At 70.7% G+C, this 20,104-nt stretch carries 20 protein-coding genes and 1 pseudogene; 12 read left to right on the forward strand and 9 right to left on the reverse strand.

All coding sequences use genetic code 11. The annotated features are described in order from the left end of the window. Positions 1–98: 98 nt before the first annotated feature. Entirely contained in the window at positions 99–524 is a 426-nt protein-coding gene (locus ACZ3H8_RS01300; protein ID WP_467396055.1) for an OsmC family protein, read from the reverse strand. Between the two features lie 41 nt (positions 525–565). Continuing rightward, positions 566–1,675, reverse strand: a complete 1,110-nt coding sequence (gene zapE / locus ACZ3H8_RS01305) for a cell division protein ZapE (RefSeq protein WP_467396057.1) — start codon at positions 1,673–1,675, stop codon at positions 566–568. Between zapE and ACZ3H8_RS01310 the strand changes: the two genes are divergently transcribed. The 6 genes and pseudogenes from ACZ3H8_RS01310 to ACZ3H8_RS01335 all read left to right on the forward strand — a co-directional run bounded on the left by ACZ3H8_RS01310 (position 1,674) and on the right by ACZ3H8_RS01335 (position 8,001). Continuing rightward, complete coding sequence (locus tag ACZ3H8_RS01310; RefSeq protein WP_467396059.1) at positions 1,674–2,531, forward strand: pyrimidine reductase family protein; 858 nt, start codon at positions 1,674–1,676, stop codon at positions 2,529–2,531. The genes zapE and ACZ3H8_RS01310 overlap by 2 nt on opposite strands. Positions 2,532–2,648: 117 nt before the next feature. Next, a complete protein-coding gene (locus tag ACZ3H8_RS01315) occupies positions 2,649–3,119 on the forward strand; it encodes an indole-3-glycerol phosphate synthase (RefSeq protein WP_467396061.1) in 471 nt (156 codons plus the stop codon). 96 nt (positions 3,120–3,215) lie between these two features. Further along, positions 3,216–4,613, forward strand: a complete 1,398-nt coding sequence (murC, locus tag ACZ3H8_RS01320) for a UDP-N-acetylmuramate--L-alanine ligase (protein ID WP_467396063.1) — start codon at positions 3,216–3,218, stop codon at positions 4,611–4,613. 19 nt (positions 4,614–4,632) lie between these two features. After that, positions 4,633–5,040: a peptide-methionine (R)-S-oxide reductase MsrB gene (msrB, locus tag ACZ3H8_RS01325; protein WP_467396065.1), complete on the forward strand. Its 408-nt coding sequence runs from the start codon at positions 4,633–4,635 to the stop codon at positions 5,038–5,040. Positions 5,041–5,138: 98 nt separating this feature from the next. Continuing rightward, a pseudogene (locus tag ACZ3H8_RS01330) lies at positions 5,139–6,199 on the forward strand (ATP-binding protein). Further along, positions 6,196–8,001, forward strand: coding sequence for a vWA domain-containing protein (locus tag ACZ3H8_RS01335; protein ID WP_467396068.1), 1,806 nt, complete (start codon positions 6,196–6,198; stop codon positions 7,999–8,001). The pseudogene ACZ3H8_RS01330 and the gene ACZ3H8_RS01335 overlap by 4 nt, the downstream one beginning before the upstream one ends. A gap of 9 nt (positions 8,002–8,010) precedes the next feature. Here ACZ3H8_RS01335 and ACZ3H8_RS01340 read toward each other — a convergent pair whose 3' ends face one another. Beyond that, a complete protein-coding gene (locus tag ACZ3H8_RS01340; protein ID WP_467396070.1) occupies positions 8,011–9,216 on the reverse strand; it encodes an SUKH-4 family immunity protein in 1,206 nt (401 codons plus the stop codon). 79 nt (positions 9,217–9,295) lie between these two features. Between ACZ3H8_RS01340 and ACZ3H8_RS01345 the strand changes: the two genes are divergently transcribed. After that, positions 9,296–9,481, forward strand: coding sequence for a hypothetical protein (locus ACZ3H8_RS01345; protein ID WP_467396073.1), 186 nt, complete (start codon positions 9,296–9,298; stop codon positions 9,479–9,481). Here the strand turns inward: ACZ3H8_RS01345 and ACZ3H8_RS01350 are convergent. Together ACZ3H8_RS01350 and ACZ3H8_RS01355 are read right to left on the reverse strand one after the other, a co-directional pair. Then, positions 9,457–9,708, reverse strand: a complete 252-nt coding sequence (locus tag ACZ3H8_RS01350) for a DUF397 domain-containing protein (RefSeq protein WP_467396075.1) — start codon at positions 9,706–9,708, stop codon at positions 9,457–9,459. The two genes, ACZ3H8_RS01345 and ACZ3H8_RS01350, sit on opposite strands and share 25 nt — an antisense overlap. After that, positions 9,705–10,550 carry a helix-turn-helix domain-containing protein gene (locus tag ACZ3H8_RS01355; protein ID WP_467396077.1) on the reverse strand — a complete coding sequence of 282 codons (846 nt, stop codon included), beginning with the start codon at positions 10,548–10,550 and terminating at the stop codon, positions 9,705–9,707. The genes ACZ3H8_RS01350 and ACZ3H8_RS01355 overlap by 4 nt, the downstream gene beginning before the upstream one ends. Positions 10,551–10,708: 158 nt before the next feature. Here ACZ3H8_RS01355 and ACZ3H8_RS01360 point away from each other — a divergent pair, with 158 nt between their 5' ends. Then, positions 10,709–11,173: an ATP-binding protein gene (locus tag ACZ3H8_RS01360; RefSeq protein ID WP_467396079.1), complete on the forward strand. Its 465-nt coding sequence runs from the start codon at positions 10,709–10,711 to the stop codon at positions 11,171–11,173. Between the two features lie 31 nt (positions 11,174–11,204). On the opposite strand, the gene ACZ3H8_RS01365 is transcribed toward ACZ3H8_RS01360, so the two are convergent. Continuing rightward, entirely contained in the window at positions 11,205–11,594 is a 390-nt protein-coding gene (locus ACZ3H8_RS01365) for a VOC family protein (protein ID WP_467396081.1), read from the reverse strand. A 57-nt stretch (positions 11,595–11,651) separates the two neighbouring features. Between ACZ3H8_RS01365 and ACZ3H8_RS01370 the strand changes: the two genes are divergently transcribed. From ACZ3H8_RS01370 to ACZ3H8_RS01380, 3 genes are all read left to right on the forward strand, one after another. Next, on the forward strand, positions 11,652–12,293 hold the full coding sequence (locus ACZ3H8_RS01370) for a nucleoside/nucleotide kinase family protein (RefSeq protein ID WP_467396083.1): 642 nt from the start codon (positions 11,652–11,654) through the stop codon (positions 12,291–12,293). A 101-nt stretch (positions 12,294–12,394) separates the two neighbouring features. Beyond that, complete coding sequence (locus ACZ3H8_RS01375) at positions 12,395–13,348, forward strand: hypothetical protein (RefSeq protein WP_467396085.1); 954 nt, start codon at positions 12,395–12,397, stop codon at positions 13,346–13,348. A gap of 37 nt (positions 13,349–13,385) precedes the next feature. After that, positions 13,386–14,507 (forward strand): aminopeptidase P family protein, encoded by a 1,122-nt coding sequence (locus tag ACZ3H8_RS01380; protein WP_467396087.1) that lies wholly within the window; start codon positions 13,386–13,388, stop codon positions 14,505–14,507. Between the two features lie 59 nt (positions 14,508–14,566). On the opposite strand, the gene ACZ3H8_RS01385 is transcribed toward ACZ3H8_RS01380, so the two are convergent. Further along, positions 14,567–15,571 (reverse strand): aldo/keto reductase, encoded by a 1,005-nt coding sequence (locus ACZ3H8_RS01385; protein ID WP_467396089.1) that lies wholly within the window; start codon positions 15,569–15,571, stop codon positions 14,567–14,569. A gap of 44 nt (positions 15,572–15,615) precedes the next feature. Continuing rightward, positions 15,616–17,361, reverse strand: coding sequence for a malto-oligosyltrehalose trehalohydrolase (gene treZ / locus ACZ3H8_RS01390; protein ID WP_467396091.1), 1,746 nt, complete (start codon positions 17,359–17,361; stop codon positions 15,616–15,618). 90 nt (positions 17,362–17,451) lie between these two features. On the opposite strand from treZ, the gene ACZ3H8_RS01395 reads away from it, so the two are divergent. Then, positions 17,452–18,810, forward strand: a complete 1,359-nt coding sequence (locus ACZ3H8_RS01395; protein WP_467396093.1) for a GH1 family beta-glucosidase — start codon at positions 17,452–17,454, stop codon at positions 18,808–18,810. A 5-nt stretch (positions 18,811–18,815) separates the two neighbouring features. Here ACZ3H8_RS01395 and ACZ3H8_RS01400 read toward each other — a convergent pair whose 3' ends face one another. Continuing rightward, a complete protein-coding gene (locus ACZ3H8_RS01400; RefSeq protein WP_467396095.1) occupies positions 18,816–20,036 on the reverse strand; it encodes an MFS transporter in 1,221 nt (406 codons plus the stop codon). Positions 20,037–20,104: the final 68 nt, after the last annotated feature.

Genomic DNA, 20,104 nt, shown 5'->3' on the forward strand with positions numbered 1-20,104 from the left:
GCCATGGGGGAGGACAGGAGATGTGACCCGCACGTGTGTATCACCTAATTGGTTACTCGTGAACCGTGCGGGCCACTGTGCCTCGTGGTGCGACCGGGTCAGCTCAGCTTGGCGGTGAGCGTGATGCTCGTACCCGTAAGGGCCTGGCTGACGGGGCAGTTCGCCTTCGCGTCCTCGGCCGCCTTGACGAAGCCGGTCTCGTCAAGACCGGGGACCTCGCCCTGCACGGTGAGGTGGATGCCGGTGATGCCCGTGCCCGGCTGGAAGGTCACTTCGGCCTGGGTGTTCAGCTTGGTCGGCGGGTTGCCGGCCTGGGCGAGTCCGTGCGAGAGAGCCATGGAGAAGCAGCTGGAATGAGCGGCGGCGATCAGCTCCTCCGGGCTGGTCTTGCCGTTCGCCTGCTCCGCACGCGACGGCCAGGAGACCGGGTATTCGCCAATGCCGGAGGAGTCGAGGGTCACAACCCCCTTGCCCTCGAGCAGGTTGCCCTCCCAGACGGTGTGCGCCTGACGCGTGGTGGCCATGATGGGTCCCTTCAGATGGATTGGTACCAACCAGCCCCAACCTACTGGGACACCAAGCCCTTCGCGTCCCGAGCCAGCGCAGTGAGGCGGGAGATCGCCCGGAAGTACTTCTTGCGGTAACCGCCGTTCAGCATTTCTTCGCTGAACAGTCGGTCGAAGGGCATGCCGGAGGCGAGCACCGGAACCTCCCGGTCGTACAGCCGGTCGGCGAGCACGACCAGCCGCAGCGCCGTCGACTGGTCCGCAATGGGCTGCACATCGGTGAGGCAGACGGCGCGCAGACCGTCGGTGAGCGCCCCGTACCGGCTCGGGTGCATCTTCGCGAGGTGCTCCAGCAGATGCGGGAAGTCGTCGAGGGAGGCGCCGTCGGTCGCGTGCGCGGTCTTGGCGACCTGTTCCTCGGAGTACGGGGGAGGGGCCTCGGGCAGCCCGCGGTGGCGGTAGTCCTCGCCGTCGATGCGCAGCGGGCGGAAGTGCGCGGAGAGCCCCTGGATCTCGCGGAGGAAGTCGGCGGCGGCGAACCGGCCCTCGCCGAGCTTGCCGGGCAGCGTGTTGGAGGTGGCCGCAAGCGCGACGCCCGCGTCGACCAGCTTGCCGAGCAGCGTCGAGACGAGGACGGTGTCGCCCGGGTCGTCCAGCTCGAACTCGTCGATGCAGAGCAGCCGGTGCCCGCTCAGGGTCTGCACGGTCTGCTGGAAGCCGAGCGCGCCGACGAGGTTCGTCAGCTCCACGAAGGTGCCGAAGGCCTTCAGCGACGGGTCGGCCGGGGTGGCGTGCCACAGAGAGGCGAGCAGATGCGTCTTGCCGACGCCGTAGCCGCCGTCGAGGTAGACGCCGCGAGGTCCGGTGGGCGCCGCGGGCTTCCTGGCGAACCACCTGCGCCGGCCCGAGCCGCTCGCGTGCGCCCCGCCGAGGCCCGCCGCGAACGAGCCGAGGACCGTGACCGCCTCGCTCTGGCTCGGCTGGTTCGGGTCGGGGACGTACGTATCGAAGCGCACCGAGTCGAAGCGCGGCGGCGGCACCATCTCGGCGACCAGCCGGTCGGCGGGGACATGCGGCTCGCGGGCGCACAGGGACAGCGGGGCCGCTTCGGTTATGGCACTGGTCGACACAGTTCCCAACTGTAAGGGGCGTGCCAGACTGCACGGCATGCGACGTCTGCTCCCTGTGACCGACCAGACAGCCGCCGTGGACCGGGAGTGGTCCCTGGACGAGCTGGCCGAGGCCTACGCGTATCCGGCTGAGGCCTACGCGTCTCCGGCCGGCGGGACCGGATCCGGGGGAGGATCCGGGGGCGGGACGGGTGCCGATGCCGGTTCCGGGGGAGGGGCCGGTGCTGCGGGCCGGGCCTGGCTGCGGGCGAACATGGTCTCCTCGCTGGACGGGGCCGCCCAGCACGAGGGCCGCTCGCAGCCCATCTCGTCCGACACCGACATGCGGATCTTCGGCACGCTGCGGGGGCTCGCGGATGCGGTGGTGGTGGGCGCGGAAACGGTACGCCTGGAGGGGTACCGCCCGGCCCGCGCCCGGGATGCCTTCGCGGAGCGGCGGGCCGCGGCCGGCCAGGGCCCCGCGCCCGCGATCGCCGTGGTCAGCGCCTCACTCGACCTCGACTACTCGCTCCCGCTGTTCGCCGAGCCGCTCGTCCCGACGCTGGTGCTGACGGGGGCCGCGGCGCCCCCGGACCGTATCCGCGCGGCGGAGAAGGCGGGCGCGGAGGTGGTGATCGCCGGGGACGGGCCCGGGGTGGAGCCGGCCAGAGCGGTACAAGCGCTGGCGCAGCGCGGTCTGGTGCGGCTGCTCACCGAGGGCGGGCCGCGGCTGCTGGGTCAATTCGTGGCGGCCGGGGTACTGGACGAGCTGTGCCTGACCCTGTCGCCGATGCTGACGGCGGGGGACGCGCAGCGGATCGCGGGCGGCCCGGCGCTGGCCGTTCCCGAGAGGTTCGCCCTGGCTTCGGTGCTGGAAGAGGCGGGGTTCCTTTTCACCCGCTACCGTCACATCTGACAATCGGCGGAATTTGTCGTTCCGGTTAGCTTCGGCCGGTGCTCCGGCTGGGCACAATTGGTCTCGCAGACCCCGTGCGGGCACGGGGAAGGATGGTTCCGCAGAAGGGCTCCGAACGTGTTCACAAGCGTATTGATGATCGAGAAGCCCCTGACTTCCGAAGACGTGGAATTCGTCACCACCCTGCACGGTGACGAGGCGGTCTCGTTCGTCGTGCTGATGCAGCCCCGCGGCGACCAGGCCGACCTGCTGCTGCGGGCCATCGACGACGTGGCGATCGGCGAACTGAGAGAAGCCGTCCGGGAGGGCGAGGAGCCGGAGGGCCAGGACGCCAAGGCCCCCGCCGAGCGCGCCCTGGACCACTCCCTCGCCGCACTGCGGGCCGTCGGCTGCGAGGCCGTGGGCCAGGTTGTCGAGGACCATCCGCTGGACAAGCTGAAGGCTGCCGTCGACGAGTCGGGCGCGGACGAAGTGATCGTGCTGACGGCGCCGCACTATGTGGAGGAGTTCTTCCACCGGGACTGGGCCTCCAGGGCCCGTCACAAGGTCGGCGTACCGGTGCTCAAGCTCTTCGCGCACAGCGAATAGGCTGGACCCTCGCACATACCCGTGCGCCTCGCTCGCTGATCTTGCTCGCTGATTTTGCTCGCTGATTTTGCTCGTACATCTTGGGGAGACACACGCATGGCACCCGCCGTCCCTAGCGCCATGGAACGCCCGCACTTCATCGGCATCGGCGGCGCCGGAATGTCGGGCATCGCGAAGATCCTCGCCCAGCGCGGAGCGAAGGTCGCGGGCAGCGACGCGAAGGAGTCGGCGACGGCCGAGGCCCTGCGGGCGCTGGGTGCCACCGTCCACATCGGGCACGCGGCCTCGCACCTCGCGGACGACGCGACCTGCGTGGTCGTCTCCAGCGCCATCCGCCCCGACAACCCGGAGCTGGCACGCGCCGCCGAGCTGTCCGTCCCGGTCGTGCACCGTTCCGACGCGCTGGCCTCGCTCATGACGGGCCTGCGCTCGATCGCCGTAGCCGGCACGCACGGCAAGACGACCACCACCTCCATGCTGGCCGTGGCCCTGACCGAGCTGGGCCTCGACCCCGCGTACGCCATCGGCGGCGACCTCGCCGGACCGGGGACGAACGCCCGCCACGGCGAGGGCGACATCTTCGTCGCAGAGGCCGACGAGAGCGACCGCAGCTTCCAGAAGTACGACCCCGAGCTCGCGATCGTCCTCAATGTGGAGCTCGACCACCACGCCAACTACGCCTCGATGGACGAGATCTACGACTCGTTCGAGACGTTCGTCGGCAAGGTCGTCCCGGGCGGCACGCTGGTGATCTCCGCCGACCAGCCCGGCGCCGTCGAGCTCACCTCCCGTATCCGCGACCTGTCCACGCTGAAGGTCGTCACCTACGGCGATGCTCAGACCGCGGACGTCCGCGTCCACAAGGTCACCCCACGCGGCCTCACCAGCGAGGTCACGGTCCTGCTGAACGGCAAGTTCCTCACCTTCACGGTCTCGGTTCCCGGCCGTCACTACGCGCACAACGCCGTTGCCGCACTTGCCGCCGGCGTCGCCCTCGGTATCCCGGCGCACAACCTCGCATCGGCGATCGGCAAGTACACCGGCGTCAAGCGCCGCCTCCAGCTCAAGGGCGAGGCCGCGGGCGTCCAGGTCATCGACTCCTACGCCCACCACCCGACCGAGATGACCGCCGACCTGGAAGCGATGCGCGGCGCGGCGGCGGACGCCCGGCTGCTGGTCGTCTTCCAGCCCCACCTCTTCTCCCGCACCCAGGAACTCGGCACGGAAATGGGCCAGGCCCTGGCACTGGCCGACGCGTCCGTGGTCCTCGACATCTACCCGGCCCGCGAGGACCCGATCCCGGGCATCACCAGCGCCCTGATCATCGACGCGGCGCACGCGGCGGGCGCGGACGTGACGGCCGTCCACGACAAGGCGACCGTGCCCCAGGTGGTCGCGGGAATGGCGAAGCCCGGTGATCTGGTTCTCACCATGGGCGCGGGCGACGTCACGGACCTGGGTCCGGACATCCTGGCCCGCCTGGCCGGCCGATAGACCCAAGGGAGCGGTTCTCATGTCGTACGACATCGAAAAGCCGGACGAGCAGTGGCGCGCGGAGCTGTCCCCCGCGGAGTACCAGGTCCTGCGGAAGGCCGGCACGGAGCCCGCCTTCGTCGGTGAGTACACGGACACCAAGACAGCGGGCGTCTACTCCTGCCGGGCGTGCGGCGCCGAGCTCTTCCGCTCGGACACGAAGTTCGAGTCGCACTGCGGCTGGCCGAGCTTTTTCGACCCGAAGGACACGGACGCGGTCGAGCTGATCGAGGACCGCTCGCACGGGATGTCGCGCACGGAAGTGCGGTGCGCGAGGTGCGGGTCGCATCTGGGCCACGTCTTCGAGGGCGAGGGCTATCCGACCCCGACCGACCAGCGGTACTGCATCAACAGCATCTCGCTGCGGCTCAGCCCGGACGAGGGCTGATCCCGCGGACGGAAAATCGGCTGCGAGGGACCATCGGGCCCGCCCACACTGGGTGGGCCCGATCTTCTTCTCCGAGTTCGCCGAAGGAACACCACCGCGTGCAGGCTGCCGTCACCGTCACTCCCGCCCAGATACCCGAACTGCTGCTGGGGCTCGCCACCGTGCGGCCCGTGTTCCTGTGGGGGGCGCCCGGGATCGGGAAGTCCTCGCTTGTGCGGAGGTTCGCCGAATCGCTGGGCCTGGAGTGCGTCAGTCTGCTCGGGACGCAGCTCGCGCCCGAGGATCTGATCGGGGTACCGCAGATCCGGGACGGACGGTCCGTGTTCTGCCCGCCCGAGGCCATCGCGCGGGACGAGCCGTACTGCCTTTCCTCGACGAGCTGAACGCCGCCGCTCCGGACGTCCAGAAGGCGTTCTACTCGCTGATCCTGGACCGTCGGATCGGCTCCTACGAGCTGCCCGCCGGTTCGATCGTCATCGGTGCCGGGAACCGTGCCACGGACAACGCCCTGGCGCGGCCGATCGCGTCCGCGCTCGTCAACAGGCTCACGCACGTCCATCTGCAGGCATCGGCGGCGGACTGGCTGGTCTGGGCGGGCGAGCACGGCATCCACCCCTGGGTGACGGACTATCTCACCGACCGGCCCGACCACCTGTGGTCCCAGCCGCCCAAGACCGAGGAGCCGTTCTCCACACCCCGGTCCTGGCACATGCTGTCCGACGCCCTGCACTCCTTCGGGCCGGGCATCGACGAGACCACCCTGCGGGTGATCGTGCACGGCACCCTCACGCCCGCGCACGCCGTGTCCTTCTGCGGCTACGCGAAGATCGTGCGCCACACCTTCGGCATCGAGGCGATCCTCAAGGGCGATGCCTCCTGGCCCACCCGGCTGGAGGACCGCGACCTGCTCTACTACCTCGCGGAGGCGTTCCGCGGGCGGCTGGTGAAGGAGCTCCCGCGCCAGAAGGAGCATGTCTCGCCGTCCATGCGGCAGACCGCCTACCGGGCCAAGGCGCTGCTCGTCCAGCTGGCCGAGATCTCCGTCGAGGTCGCGCAGACCGTCATCGCGGATGACGGCGACGGTCTGCCGGTGCTGCCCGCCTGGTTCCTCGTCGAGGCCGCACGCGACATGCCCCGGCTGGTCGAGGCCCGGCGATGAGCTCCTCATCCAGGAAGAAGAACAGGCCCGACCCCGCCACCGAGGCGTTCGCCGCCGGGCTCGCGCTGGTCAAGCGGAACCCGGCCTTCGCGGCCGTCGGCGCGCGCTTCTGCCGCCAGGCCAAGTGCGCCGGAACGCCCGCCGGAGGGCTGGCCGCCGTCGACTCCAACGGAACCGTCCACGTCCACCCCACCAAGCGTGCGGACCCGGCCGAGTGGGCCTGGACGATCGCCCACTGCCTGCTGCACCTCGGCTTCGGACACGTACCGGCCGCCAAGGACAACCGGCGCGAGCAGCCCGACCCGTTCGACCGCGCGGCCCGCTGCACCGTGGTCAACCGCTTCTTGCTCACCTTCCCGGCCGGCCGGGTACCCGACCACCTCCCCGAGACGTATCCCGGCGGGGACGAGGCCGAGCTCGCAGCACGCTGGCGCCGCGACGGCATCCCCGCCGCCTACGAGCACTGCGGCACCGCGGGCGAACACCCCGACCAGGTGCTGCAGCCCTGGCGGGAGTGGAACACCACCGCGCCCGACTGGGAGACGGCCTTCGCGCACGCGCTCACCCGCAGCGTGTCCGCCGCCATGGACGTCGCGGGCGGCCGTCGCGACCGGACCACCGGAGAGCGCGTCGCGCAGCGGCCCTGGAACCGCGCCCTGAACTGGTTCGTCTCCTCGTACCCGCTGCTCGGCGGACTCGCAGCGGGTCTCACCGTCGTCGCCGACGCCGAACTCGCCCGCGCCCAGGACATCTCCGTCGCCGCCGTGAGCTCCGCCGCCGGGGAGATCTACATCAACCCGCTGCGCACCTTCACCGACGAGGAATGGCGGTTCATTCTCGCGCACGAGATGCTGCACGCCGCCCTGCGTCACGGTGAACGCTGCGGGGCCCGCGACCCGTTGTTGTTCAACGTCGCCGCCGACTTCGTCGTGAACGGCTGGCTCGTCGAGATGCGTGTCGGCGAGGTGCCCGAAGGGCTGCTGTACGACCCGGACCTCAAGGACCTGTCGGTGGAGGAGGTCTACGACCGCATCGCCACCGACCTGCGCCGCCGTCGCCGGCTCGCGACCCTGCGCGGCAAGGGCGCCGGTGACATCCTCGGCGAGCCGCTGCCGCACGCGGCCGCCCGCCCGTACGCCGACCTGGACGACTTCTACCGCCGCGGCCTGGTCCAGGGTTTCGACCTTCACCGGTACGGGGCACGCGGTCTGCTGCCCGCGGGGCTGATCCAGGAGATCAGGGCCCTGGCCCATCCGCCCGTGCCGTGGGACGCGCGACTGGCCCGCTGGTTCGACGAGTTCGTGCCCCGGCCCGAGCCCGTGCGGTCCTATGCCCGCCCGGCCAGGCGACAGGCGTCCACCCCGGACATTCCCCGCGCCGGTCGGTACTTCCCCTCCGAGGAGACACCGCGCTGCACCTTCGGAGTCGTCCTCGACACCTCCGGCTCGATGAACAGCGCGCTGCTCGGCAAGGCGCTCGGCGCCATCGCCTCGTACGCCGATGCCCGCGACGTACCGGCGGCACGCGTCGTGTTCTGCGACGCCGCGGCGTACGACGCCGGGTATCTGCCACCGACCGAGATCGCCGGACGGGTGCGGGTCCGCGGACGCGGCGGGACCGAACTGCAGCCCGGGATCGACCTGTTGCAGCGGGCCGATGACTTCCCGCCCACCGCCCCGGTGCTCGTGATCACCGACGGCTGGTGCGACGTGCTGCGCGTACGGCGGGAGCACGCCTTCCTGATCCCGCAGGGGGCCGCGCTGCCGTTCACGCCCCGCGGCCCGGTCTTCCGGCTTACCTGAACACGGACGTCAGAGCACGCCGCCCGCCTCGTCGTGGAACACCTCCGGCCAGTAGCGGTAGTCGTCGGCGTCCTTCGCGGGGAGGCAGGCGACGGGGTCGACCGAGGCGAGCACGGCGACCATGGTCTCGGCGAGCTGGTGGTAGAAGTCCTGCGTGAAGTCGTGCTCCTTCTCCATGTTCTGCTGACGGTTGTACATCCACACCGTGAACGCCAGCGTGGAGATGTCCGCGTTGACCGGCGTCGTCGTGCCTGCGCCGTACTCGTGGTACGAGAGGAGGCCCGTACGGCCGTCGATCACGACCTCGAAGTCGTGGACCAGACTGCCGAGACTGATCAGCCTGTCCCCGTCCGCCGGTGTCTCACGGGAAGCGTCGCCGTCCTCACGCGCATCGGCCTCCGCGAGAGTCAGCAGCAGGTATTCGTCGCGCCACAGGCCGAACATGAGCTCCTCCTTCGGGAGCCCGATGTCCGTCAGGAGCCGCCGCGTCGGCTCGTGCTCCAGGGCCGCAGGCAGCTCCGACGGATCGATGCGGACGACCCCGTCGGCCCCGAACTCCTCGTCCAGCAGCCCGTCGGGCAGGTCCAGACGCAGGCCCTGCCCCGGGCCGGCGACCAGTGCCATCGGCCGTATCAGCGCGGCTATGCGCCAGAACGCGGGGATCGCGTGATCCCACTCGGCCGGGGTGCCCGCGCTGCCCCACCCGTCGTGGCCCCAGTCCTCGTCGGTGAAGACCGACATCAGCAGGGCCGATGCCTCCGCCACGACGTTGGCGCCGGTCCGCTCGGCCAGTCCGGCGAACCGGCCGCGCAGGGCGGCGAATTCGTCGACAATCTCAAGGAAACGCGCCAGGGCGTCAAGCGACGGGGCGAGCGGGAACAGCTCGGCGTTGTGCGGGGACTTCTCGTACAGCCACATGCTGAACAAGCGCCCCGTACCCCCGTCGAGTACGACCTCCTCCGCGTCGCCGTTCTCGACAATGAGGTGTCCGACGACGAGCAGATCCGCGATGTCCGCGTCGAGGTTCGCAGGGTCTGCCTCCTTGTCGACCAGATACTGCCGCACAGTCACCACCCGTGACTCGGCCAGCGGCGCGAACCGCATCAGGCTGTGCGTGGCGGGCAGCCCGGCCCCGGTCAGACGGTGCCGCGTCGCCTCGTGCGTGATCGACGGATGGAGCGCGTGCGTGGGCACGGTGATGGTCGTCGCAGTCATGATTCCCCGTGGTTCTCTGCGGTGATCTACCGAAGACAACAACGATAGGAGCGACCTCTGACAATCGCCGCTCGGCCATGTGCGAGGCCACTACGACCTGCACGAACTGCTGCCGGAGCGCGCCGCCGAACTGGGGGTGATGCTCCAGCGGGTGGAGCGAGCGATCAAGGCGCTCGGCGGCGTCGCCCGGGTGCATGTGAACAGTGAGGCGACGGCGGCACCGCGCACGCCTGAGCCGCGTCAGCCCCGGGCTTCGGCGGCGTAGGTGACGAAGCTCGTCCAGGAGGCGGGGGTGAGGGCGAGTTGGGGGCCCTCCGTGTCCTTGGAGTCGCGGACGTGGACGGTGGTGGGGCAGGTGGCGATCTCGACGCAGTCGTCACCGGAGCCGCTGCTGTGGCTGGACTTGTGCCAGGACAGGGCGACTTCGACGCATGAGTCGCCGGAGCCGCCGCTGTAGCTGCTCTTGAACCAGACCAGTTCTGTGGTGCTCATGCCGCTCCTCGCATCTGCCGCAACAGGCCCAGGGAGTCCTCCAGGGTAAGAGCCTGTGACCGCATCCTGGCATACCGCATCTGGAGCATGCTGACCACTTTGGGGTCGGAGATGAACTGGCCGCTCTCCTGCCCCTCGCAGTACCCGAGCCAGCGGTTGTCCGGGGTCTCCAGCAGTTGCATGGGACCGTCGAGGCCCGCGTGGCTCTGCCGTACCACCGGCATGATCTGGATCTCGATGTTGCGGAGTTCGGCGAGACCGAGGACGTGGTCGATCAGCTCCAGCGTGACCTGCCGCCCGCCCGTCCGCCGCAGGAACAGGTGCTCTTCGAGGATGAAGCTGTACGCCGTGTTCGACCGCTCCCGAAGTAACCGCTGCCGCTCCAGCCGTGCGGCCAACTGTGCCTCGATCTGCTCGTCGCCCAGCGGCGGCAGCTGGTTCGTGAACAGCGTCCGCGCGTACGCCTCCGTCTGCAACAGGCCCGGAATCAACCGGCATTCGTATGTGTAGAGACTGACCGCCTCCGCCTCCAGACTCGCCCACTGCCGGAACCAGCTCGCCAGCCCCGGCCGCCGCGACAGATGCCGTGCCGCGCCTTTCAGCGTGCCGAACGCGTCCAGTACCTCCTCCGCCCGGTCGACGAAATCCGCCGGCGGGAAGCGGCGGCCCTGCTCGATCGACGCCACCGTCGGGAGCGAGTACCGCACCCTCGGTGCGAACTCCTCCTGTGTCAGCCTCGCCCGCCTCCGGAAGGCCTTGACCACCTCCCCGAACGCCTTCAGGCTGTCCGATACCTCCGGCTCCCCGCCCGAACCGCCCGGTGCGCCCGCCGTCTCCGTCATCTACGGCCACCTCCCACGTGCCTGCGCTGAGCAACCCCGCAACCCGCCCATGGTCACGGTCAGTTACCCGTACTGTCCACTGTGGGTACCCGTACGCTGACTCGGCGTACGGGTTCCTGATCTGGGGGAACGCGGCTCCCGGCGGCCACCGTGGTCGCATGCACGCACCCAGCCCCCAACAGCCCCTCACCGTACGTGTGTTCACCCAGCGCTTCAGTGCCACCCGTCGAGGCGCCCGGCTCGCCAGGCGCCTCGCCCTCCACCAGCTGCACGCCTGGGGCATCCCGTACGACTCCGAGCCCTCCGACACCGCCGCCGTGCTCGTCGCGGAACTCGCCGCGAATGCGGCGACCCACGGGCGCGTACCCGGCCGGGACTTCGAGCTGACGCTCACCCTGAGCCCGGACACGCTCCGGATCGAGGTCTCCGACACCCGTACCGAGCAGCGACCGCCCCACCCGGGAGAAGTACCGCCGCTGCCGCCCCTGGCCGAATCCGGCCGCGGCCTCGTCCTCGTCGAGGCGCTCGCCTGCCGGTGGGAGGTCCTGGAGCGCGGAGGGCTCGGGAAGACCGTTCGCGCGGAGCTCGATCTCCGGCCGACGAGGAAACCGGTCGCACCGTAGGCATGTGCTCGACGGCGAACGCGCCCGCAGACTACTCGGGCTGCAGCAGGTCCCAGCGGTTGCCGTACAGATCCTCGAAGACCGCGACCGAGCCGTACGTCTCGTGCCGCGGTTCCTCCAGGAAGCGCACGCCCGCCGCCGTCATCCTCGCGTGGTCGGCCGCGAAATCCTGGGTGTGCAGGAAGAAGCCGACCCGGCCGCCCGTCTGCGCGCCCACACTCGCGCGCTGGACCTCCCCCTTGGCGCGGGCCAGCAGCAGCGCGGTGCCGCCGCCCGACCCGGGCGGGCGGACCACCACCCAGCGGCTGCCGTCTCCGCGGTCGGTGTCCTCGACCAGCTCGAAGCCGAGCGCGTCGGTGTAGAAGGCGATGGCCTCGTCGTACTCACGGACGACGAGGGTGACCAGGGCGATGTAGGACATGCGTTCCACGTTATACGTATGACGAAGATCGATCAACGCGATGGAACAATGCGCAGCATGCATGCGCCACCTCCGCCGCAGTACCCACCGCACGTCCTGTACCGCGCCCGCGCCCTCGCCGTCCCCGGTCGCCGCCTCGTCCTCGGCATCGCGGGAGCCCCGGGCGCCGGGAAGTCGACCCTCGCCGCCCATCTCGTCGACGCCCTCGACGGGCTCGCCGTCCTCGTCCCCATGGACGGCTTCCACCTCGCCCAGGCCGAACTCGAACGCCTTGGCCGCGCCGGCCGCAAGGGTGCCCCCGACACCTTCGACGCCGCCGGATACGCCGCCATGCTCGCCCGGATGCGTGCCCCCGCACCGGACGCCACGGTCTACGCACCCGCCTTCGACCGCGCCCTGGAGGAGCCGATCGCCGGCAGCATCCCGATCGCCCCCGACGTCCCGCTCATCGTCACCGAGGGGAATTACCTTCTCCATGACGAAGGCCCCTGGGCGCAGGTCCGGCCCCTTCTCGACGAGGTCTGGTACCTGGAGATCGACGACGCCGTGCGCGTACGCCGCCTGGTCGACCGGCATGTGCGGTTCGGCAAGCAGCGGCAGTATGCCGAGCGCTGGGTCCACGATTCCGACGAGCCCAACGCCCGGCTGGTGGCCCGTGGCCGCAACCGCGCCGACTTCGTGGTCACGCAGTCCCCGTAGCGCCCTGGGCCCGCCGCACGCACCGGCCCGCGGCGAAGGAGCCGGACGGGGTCGGTACGCTCGAAGCCCTGCATGCGAGCGGACGAGCGAAGGCGGTTGACGTGGGGTTGTTCCGGCGAGGGCCGAAGCGTGACGGACGCGATGCACCCCGGGACCCCGAGTTCTCCTTCTTCTCGGCCGACGAGGGCACACGCTTCCGCGCCCAGGTGCGGGAGGCCTTCGCCGAATCGGGCCTGGAGGTGACCGTCTACGCGGACGTGGTGACCGACAGCGCGGGCCGCCAGTTCGGCCTCGCCAACCTCGCCGCCGTCTGCCACAACGACGAACGCGGGCCGCGGGCCTGGCCCGAACTCGTCCGCCAGCACGTCGGGATGGTGCTTCGCACCATGGACGCCCCCTCCGCGCTCGACACTCTGCCCACCGAGCAGATCCGCGCCCAGCTCTACCCCCGCGTCGTCGGCCGCGACGGCTTCAACCCGGAGAACTTCGGCTACGCCCGCGCCCTGGCCCCCGGCCTGTACGAGATCATCGCGCTCGACCTCCCGGAGAGCGTCATGATGCTCACCGACGAGGCGCTGGAACCCCTCGGCGACCTCCAGTACCTGCGCGACCAGGCGCTCTACAACCTCAGGGGACTGCCCGTCGAGGGGCACGAGACCGTCAAGGACGGCGAGGGCATGCGCTTCGAAGTGGTCCTCGGCGACTCCTTCTACACCGCCAGCCGGGTCCTGGCGCTGGACAGCGTCGTACGGCAGGTGACCGGTCAGCAGCTCACCGCCGACGGCGCACTGGTGGCCATGCCCTTCCGGCACCAACTCGCCTTCCACTGCATCCACGACGCCGGGATGATCCCCGCCCTCAACGCCATGGCCTCCTTCGCTGCCTCCGGCTACGTCGACACCCCCGGGGCCATCAGCCCGTACGTCTACTGGTGGCGCGACGGCACGCTCACCCAGCTCAGCGACCACGACGAGGACGGCGAGGGCCTTCGGATCGTGGTCGGCGACGAGTTCCAGGAACTTCTCGAGCGGCTCGTGGCCAAGGGCCAGGACTGAGCTCGCGCGCCCCACGAGCTGCGGGCAGGATGGCCCCATGTCCACGACGCCCGCGCCCTTCACCGCCGCTGACTACCAGGCCCGGATGGTCCGTGCCGCCGACTCCGCAGCCGACGCGGGGCTCGCCGGAGTGCTGGTCGCGCCCGGCCCCGACCTCACGTACCTCACCGGCTACCGGCCCGCGATCACCGAGCGGCTGACCCTCCTCGTCCTTGCGGCAGGCCAGGACCCGGTGCTCGTCGTCCCCACCCTGGAGGCCCCGGACGCCGAGCGGGCCCCGGGCGCCGGCGCGCTGACCCTGCGGGACTGGACCGACGGCAAGGATCCGTACGGCGTCACCGCGCCGCTGCTCGATGTGGACGGTTGTTTCGGCATCAGCGACAACGCCTGGGCGATGCATCTGCTCGGCCTGCAGAGGGAGCTGCCGGGAACTTCGTACGTATCGCTCACCGAAGCGCTGCCGATGCTGCGGGCGGTCAAGGACGCGGCCGAGCTGGAGCGGCTGGCCGCGGCCGGCGCGGCCGCCGACGCGGCGTACGAGGAGATCCTCAAGATCCGCTTTTCGGGGCGGAAGGAAACGGACGTCGCGGCTGATCTCGCCGCCCTGCTCAAGCACTTCGGCCACTCCCAGGTCGACTTCACCGTCGTCGGCTCCGGCCCGAACGGCGCCAATCCGCACCACGAGGCCGGTGACCGCACCATCGAGCACGGCGACATGGTCGTCCTCGACTTCGGCGGCCTCAAGCACGGCTACGGCTCCGACACCTCCCGTACCGTCCATGTCGGCGAGCCGGGCCCCGCCGAGCAGCACATCCACGACGTCGTACAGGAGGCGCAGCGGGCCGGCATCGAGGCCGTGCAGCCGGGCGTGGCCTGCCAGGAGATCGACCGCGCCGCCCGCGAGATCATCGACGAGGCCGGGTACGGCGACCTGTTCATCCACCGCACCGGCCACGGCATCGGCGTCACCACGCATGAACCGCCGTACATGATCGAGGGCGAGGGGCGGCCGCTGGTACCCGGGATGTGCTTCTCCGTGGAGCCGGGAATCTATCTCCCCGGGCGCTTCGGCGTCCGCATCGAGGACATCGTCACGGTCACCGAGGACGGCGGCCGCCGCCTGAACACCACCTCACGCGAGATGGCGATCGTGGAGTAGCTGGGGCTCCGCCCCCGGGCCCCGGTCGCCGGAAGGCGTTCGGGGCCCGAGGGCCCGCTCTAGCGCGGGTCGTGGTGGCTGTGGCGCGCCAGCATGTCGTACGGATACGGCAGCGGGCGCGCGCTCGCCGCGTCCAGCTTCGCGGTCTGGTCCGCCGTCAGCTCCCAGCCGACCGCGCCCAGATTGTCCGTCAGCTGCTCGGCCGTACGCGGCCCGACGATGGGCGCGGTCACCGCCGGCCGCTCCGCCAGCCAGCGCAGCGCCACCTGCGACGGCGTACGGCCCGCTTCGTCGGCCACCTCGTGCAGCGCGTCCAGCACCCGCCAGGTGTCCTCGGTGTCCCGCTCGCGCCAGCCCTCGTTCCCCGACTGCTCCTGGAACCGGGCCTCCCGGGAGTCGGCCGGCACGGACTCCATACCGCGCCGGTACTTGCCGGTCAGCCAGCCGCCCGACAGCGGGCTCCACGGAATGACGCCGACGCCCTCGGCCTCGCACAGCTGCGCCAGTTCCCACTCCAACTCGCGGCGCAGCAGGTTGTAGAGCGGCTGGAGACACACATAGGGCTCCCACCCACGGTGCCGGGCCACATCGAGGGAGCGCTGCAACTGGGAGGCGGACACATTGCTGGCGCCCACATAGCGGACCTTGCCGGCCTTCACCAGGGTGTCGAGCGTGGCGAGAGTCTCCTCGATCGGCGTCGTCGGATCCCACACATGCGTCTGGTACAGATCGATGTAGTCCGTGCCGAGACGGCGCAGGCTCGCCTCCACGGCCGCCACGATGTGCTTGCGGCTCAGCCCGCCGTCGTTGGGCGCGTCGCCCATCCGTCCCCACACTTTGGTCGCGACGACCAGGTCGTCGCGCCTGCGCCCCTTGAGCCAGCGGCCCAGGATCTCCTCCGAGCCGCCGCGCCCGTACATGTCGGCGGTGTCGATGAAGGTGCCGCCCGCCTCGGTGAAGGCGTCGAGGATGCGATGTCCGCTCGCGTCGTCGGCGAAGCTCATCGTGCCGAGACAGAGCTCGCTGACGCGCAGACCTGTCCTGCCCAGATTCCGTTGCCTCATAGCAGCGACAGTAGGAGCTTGAGTGCGCTCGAAGGCAAATGTTTTCAGTCGTCTGCCAGGACGACACAGGACTCCGGCGGGAGGTGCAACAGGCCGTCCGCGCCCGGTGCCTCGACCGGTTCCCAGGCGGCCAGCACACGGCCGCCGCCGCCCAGTGGAATCGCGGCCGGATCCTTGGCGAGATTGACCGCGACCCGCAGATCGCCGCGCCGGAAGGCCAGCCAGCGCGCCTGTTCGTCGTACGCCACCTTCACCGCGGCGAGATCGGGGTCGGCCAGATCGGACTGCGTACGGCGCAGCGCGATCAGTTCGCGGTGCCAGGCCAGCAGCCGGGCGTGCGGCTCCCGCTCCCGTTCGGCCCGGTCCAGACAGGAGTGCTCCCTGGTCCGCGGATCCTGCGGGTCGGGGATCTGCTCGGCCGCCCAGCCGTGCGCCGCGAACTCCCGCCGTCTGCCGGCCCGTACAGCCTCGGCGAGCTCCGGATCGGTGTGGTCGGTGAAGAACTGCCAGGGCGTACGGGCGCCCCACTCCTCGCCCATGAACAGCATCGGTGTGAAGGGCCCGGTCAGCACCAGCGCGGCCGCGCACGCCAGCAGCCCGGGGGAGAGGGCGGCAGAGAGCCGGTCGCCCAGCGCCCGGTTGCCGATCTGGTCGTGCGTCTGCGCATAGCCGAGGAAGCGGAGTGCGGAGGTGCTCGTCACATCGACCGGGCGGCCGTGCGTACGGCCGCGGAAGGACGAGTACGTGCCGTCGTGGAAGAAGACGCGGGTGAGGGTCCTGGCGAGGGCCGCGAGGGGAGTGGCGGCGAAGTCGGCGTAGTAGCCCTGGGATTCGCCGGTCAGCACGGTGTGCAGGGCGTGGTGGAAGTCGTCGTTCCACTGCGCGTGCAGACCGAGGCCGCCCGCCTCGCGTGGCCTCGTCGTCCGCGGGTCGCACAGATCCGACTCGGCGATCAGGAACAGCGGCCGACCGATCTCGCCGGAGATCGCGTCGACGGCGGTCGAGAGCTCCTCGAGGAAGGTCAGCGCCCGGGTGTCGGCGAGGGCGTGCACCGCGTCCAGACGCAGGCCGTCCAGACGGTAGTCGAGCAGCCAGGCCAGCACGCTGCCCAGCAGATACGCACGCACGTCGTCCGAGCCCGGGGCGTCGAGGTTGACTGCCGAACCCCACGGCGTGTGGTGGGTGTCGGTGAAGTAGGGGCCGAAGGCGGGCAGGTGGTTCCCCGACGGGCCGAGGTGGTTGTGGACCACGTCCAGCACCACCCCGAGGCCGTGCCCGTGCGCCGTGTCGACAAAGCGCTTGAGCGCCTCGGGCCCGCCGTACGGCTCGTGCACAGCCCACAGCGACACGCCCTCGTAGCCCCAGCCGTGCACCCCGGGGAAGGGGCACAACGGCATCAGCTCGATATGTGTGATCCCCAACTCGGCCAGCTCGCCCAGCCGTTCGGCAGCAGCGTCCAGGGTGCCCTCGCGGGTGTACGTGCCAATGTGCAGCTCGTACAGCACCGCGCCGCCGAGCCCGCGCCCCGCCCACGCGTGACGCCACTCGTACGCACCCTGGTCGACCACCGCGCTCGGGGCGTCCGGTCCTTCCGGCTGGCGCCGCGAGCGCGGATCGGGCAGCACGGGACCGCCGTCCAGCGCGAAGCCGTACCGCGCGCCGTCGCCCGCGTCGGCCTCCGCGTGCCACCAGCCCGCACGCCCCTCGGCGCGCACCATCGGGCGCTCCTCGCCCTCCAGCCACAGCGCGACCCGGTCCTCGGCCTGCGGCGCCCACACCTCGAACAGCACTGGCGGTCCCCTCGTCGTCTCTGCCGACTCCCATCCTGGCAAGATCGGGGTCTAGAGGCGGTGACGTTGGGGCCATTAAGGTCACCAACCATGTCGATGCCGCCGCCGCTGCCCGCGTTCCCGCCCGGCTTCCTCTGGGGCGCGTCCGCCTCCGCCTTCCAGACCGAGGGGGCCGCCGACACCGACGGCAAGGGCCCCTCCGGATGGGATGCCTTCGCCGCCCAGAGCCGGATCAAGGACGGCGCCGACGCCTCGCGCGGCACCGGCTTCCACGCCCGCTACCGCGAGGACGTCGCCCTGCTCGCCGGGCTCGGCGCGGACGCCTTCCGCTTCTCGGTCAGCTGGCCGCGCGTCGTCCCCGGCGGCAGCGGCCGGGTGAGCGCCGCCGGGCTCGACTTCTACGACCGGCTCGTCGACGAACTGTGCGCCCACGGCATCACGCCGGCGCCCACCCTCTACCACTGGGACACCCCGCTCCCGCTGGACGAGGCGGGCGGCTGGCTCAATCGCGACACGGCGGCCCGGTTCGCCGAGTACGCGTCCGTGGTCGCCGAACGGCTCGCCGACCGCGTACCGATGTGGATCACCATCAACGAGCCGGCCGAGGTCACCCTGCTCGGCTACGCCCTCGGCGAGCACGCGCCCGGCAAGCAGCTTCTTTTCGACGCGCTGCCCGCCGCCCACCACCAGCTGCTCGCCCACGGCCTCGCCGTCCAGGCACTGCGCGCGGCGGGCGCGGCGAACATCGGCATCGCCGTCTCCCACTCGCCCGTGTGGAGCGCGGGAACGAGCGAAGAGGACCGGTTCGGCGCGGAGCTGTACGACACGATCACCAACTGGTTGTTCGCCGACCCGATCCTGACCGGCCGTTACCCCGACGAGAACTTCGCCGCCCTGATGCCGGGACCGGTGGCCGACGATCTCGCCGTCATCTCCGCTCCCCTCGACTGGTACGGCGTGAACTACTACCACCCGATGCTCGTCGGCGCGCCTTCGAACAACGCCCTCGGGGACTTCGCGGGCGTCGGCATGCCCGCCGAACTCCCCTTCGGGCTGCGGGACATCGAGAGCGACGAGCGCACCGACTTCGGCTGGCCGGTCGTCCCCGACGGGCTGCGCGAGCTGCTCGTACAGCTGAAGGACCGGTTCGGCGACGGCCTGCCGCCGCTGTACATCACCGAGAACGGCTGCTCGTACGACGGCCTTGACGATCCTCGTCGTATCGCCTTCCTCGACGCCCATCTGCGCTCGCTGCACGAGGCGATCGGAGCGGGAGTCGACGTACGCGGCTACTTCACCTGGTCGCTCACCGACAACATCGAGTGGGTCGAGGGCGCGTCCCAGCGCTTCGGCCTCGTCCACGTCGACTACGAGACGCTTGAGCGCACACCGAAGGCCTCGTACGCCTGGTACCGGGACGCGATCGCCGCCCAGAAGTCACGGCACTGAGCGGCTCACGGCACTGAGCGGATCTTCCACACCAGCACCCCGCCGAGGACCGTAACCACCATGGAGGTCAGATACAGCCCGGCGTACCCGCCCGCGTACGCCACGATCGGCGCGGCCAGCGCCGGGCCGAGGACTTGTGGCGCCGAGTTGGCGATATTGATGACGCCCAGATCCTTGGCGCGGTCGCCTGCCCGCGGCAGCACCTGGGTGATCAGCGCCTGGTCGACCGCGATGTACAACCCGAAGCCGAGCCCCAGCAGCGCCGCGGCGCCCATCGCCACCGGCCAGGTGTGCCAGAACGTCAGCAGCAGCGAGGCCGCCGCCATCACCGCCGAACCGACTGCCACCAGCGCCTTGCGCCGCCCCAGCCGGTCCGAGACCACCCCGCCCGTCATCGCCGTCACCACCACGCCCGCTGTGTACAGCAGCGTCAGGATCAGCACGCCCTCGTCGGGATCCGCGTAGTGCACGGCATCCTTGAGGAAATACAGCAGATAGAGCGTGCCCATGGCATTGCCGAGCATCACCAGAAAACGGGTGAGCCAGGCCCAGCCGAAGTCCGGATACGCCCGGGGGCTCACCCAGAAGTCCTTCAGCCGTACCGACTCCCGTGCGGATACCGGCACTTGAGGGTCCGGCATGAACAGAACGAACGGCAGTGCGCAGAGCACCGTCAGCACAGCCAGCAGCAGATAGCCCGTCGCGATCCCCGTCACCACCATGGTCACCAGGAGCGCGCCGACCACCAGACCCAGCGTCATCGGTATCCCGATGAAGCCGGAGACCGCGGCCCGCTGACGCACCGGCACCTGGTCGGGCACCACCGCGTTGGTCCCGGCGAGCATGGCGTTCAGCCCGAGCTGTGCCAGGCACCAGCCGAGCGCGACCCCGACGACCGTCGTCTGCGCCGCGGTGACGGCGAGTCCCACCGCGCCCAGCACAGCGCCGCCCAGGATCCACGGCCGACGGCGGCCGAAGCGCCCGCCCGTACGGTCCGAGAGCGCGCCCGCGAGCGGATTGGCGACCACGGCGACGAGCGCCCCGACACCCGTCGCCCAGCCCAGCGCGACCTCCTTGCCCGACGGGTCGAGCGCGTCGATCTGCTCGGCGAGCAGTATCTGGATCGGGGTGAGAAAGGCCATGAACAGGCCCAGGTTGGCCAGTACGAGAGCGGATATCCAGCTGCCGCCCACGCGATGCTGCGGCTCCGTGCGGGGATCGTCCATGACCATGGGGGGCCGCTCGCCATCAGCTCGGGGGTGCCCGGAGCCTACGGACACCCCCGCGCGTGATC

This window comes from Streptomyces sp. NPDC002868 (assembly GCF_055563295.1).

Excerpts from the sequence above, each read along its gene's own strand:
- ACZ3H8_RS01340 (WP_467396070.1), bottom strand. The coding sequence starts at position 9,216 with ATGACTGCGACGACCATCACCGTGCCCACGCACGCGCTCCATCCGTCG.
- ACZ3H8_RS01350 (WP_467396075.1), bottom strand. The coding sequence starts at position 9,708 with ATGAGCACCACAGAACTGGTCTGGTTCAAGAGCAGCTACAGCGGCGGC.
- zapE (WP_467396057.1), bottom strand. The coding sequence starts at position 1,675 with ATGCCGTGCAGTCTGGCACGCCCCTTACAGTTGGGAACTGTGTCGACC.
- ACZ3H8_RS01360 (WP_467396079.1), top strand. The coding sequence starts at position 10,709 with ATGCACGCACCCAGCCCCCAACAGCCCCTCACCGTACGTGTGTTCACC.
- msrB (WP_467396065.1), top strand. The coding sequence starts at position 4,633 with ATGTCGTACGACATCGAAAAGCCGGACGAGCAGTGGCGCGCGGAGCTG.
- ACZ3H8_RS01395 (WP_467396093.1), top strand. The coding sequence starts at position 17,452 with ATGTCGATGCCGCCGCCGCTGCCCGCGTTCCCGCCCGGCTTCCTCTGG.
- ACZ3H8_RS01355 (WP_467396077.1), bottom strand. The coding sequence starts at position 10,550 with ATGACGGAGACGGCGGGCGCACCGGGCGGTTCGGGCGGGGAGCCGGAG.
- ACZ3H8_RS01300 (WP_467396055.1), bottom strand. The coding sequence starts at position 524 with ATGGCCACCACGCGTCAGGCGCACACCGTCTGGGAGGGCAACCTGCTC.
- ACZ3H8_RS01385 (WP_467396089.1), bottom strand. The coding sequence starts at position 15,571 with ATGAGGCAACGGAATCTGGGCAGGACAGGTCTGCGCGTCAGCGAGCTC.
- ACZ3H8_RS01370 (WP_467396083.1), top strand. The coding sequence starts at position 11,652 with ATGCATGCGCCACCTCCGCCGCAGTACCCACCGCACGTCCTGTACCGC.
- ACZ3H8_RS01335 (WP_467396068.1), top strand. The coding sequence starts at position 6,196 with ATGAGCTCCTCATCCAGGAAGAAGAACAGGCCCGACCCCGCCACCGAG.
- murC (WP_467396063.1), top strand. The coding sequence starts at position 3,216 with ATGGCACCCGCCGTCCCTAGCGCCATGGAACGCCCGCACTTCATCGGC.
- ACZ3H8_RS01365 (WP_467396081.1), bottom strand. The coding sequence starts at position 11,594 with ATGTCCTACATCGCCCTGGTCACCCTCGTCGTCCGTGAGTACGACGAG.
- ACZ3H8_RS01310 (WP_467396059.1), top strand. The coding sequence starts at position 1,674 with ATGCGACGTCTGCTCCCTGTGACCGACCAGACAGCCGCCGTGGACCGG.
- ACZ3H8_RS01380 (WP_467396087.1), top strand. The coding sequence starts at position 13,386 with ATGTCCACGACGCCCGCGCCCTTCACCGCCGCTGACTACCAGGCCCGG.
- ACZ3H8_RS01400 (WP_467396095.1), bottom strand. The coding sequence starts at position 20,036 with ATGGACGATCCCCGCACGGAGCCGCAGCATCGCGTGGGCGGCAGCTGG.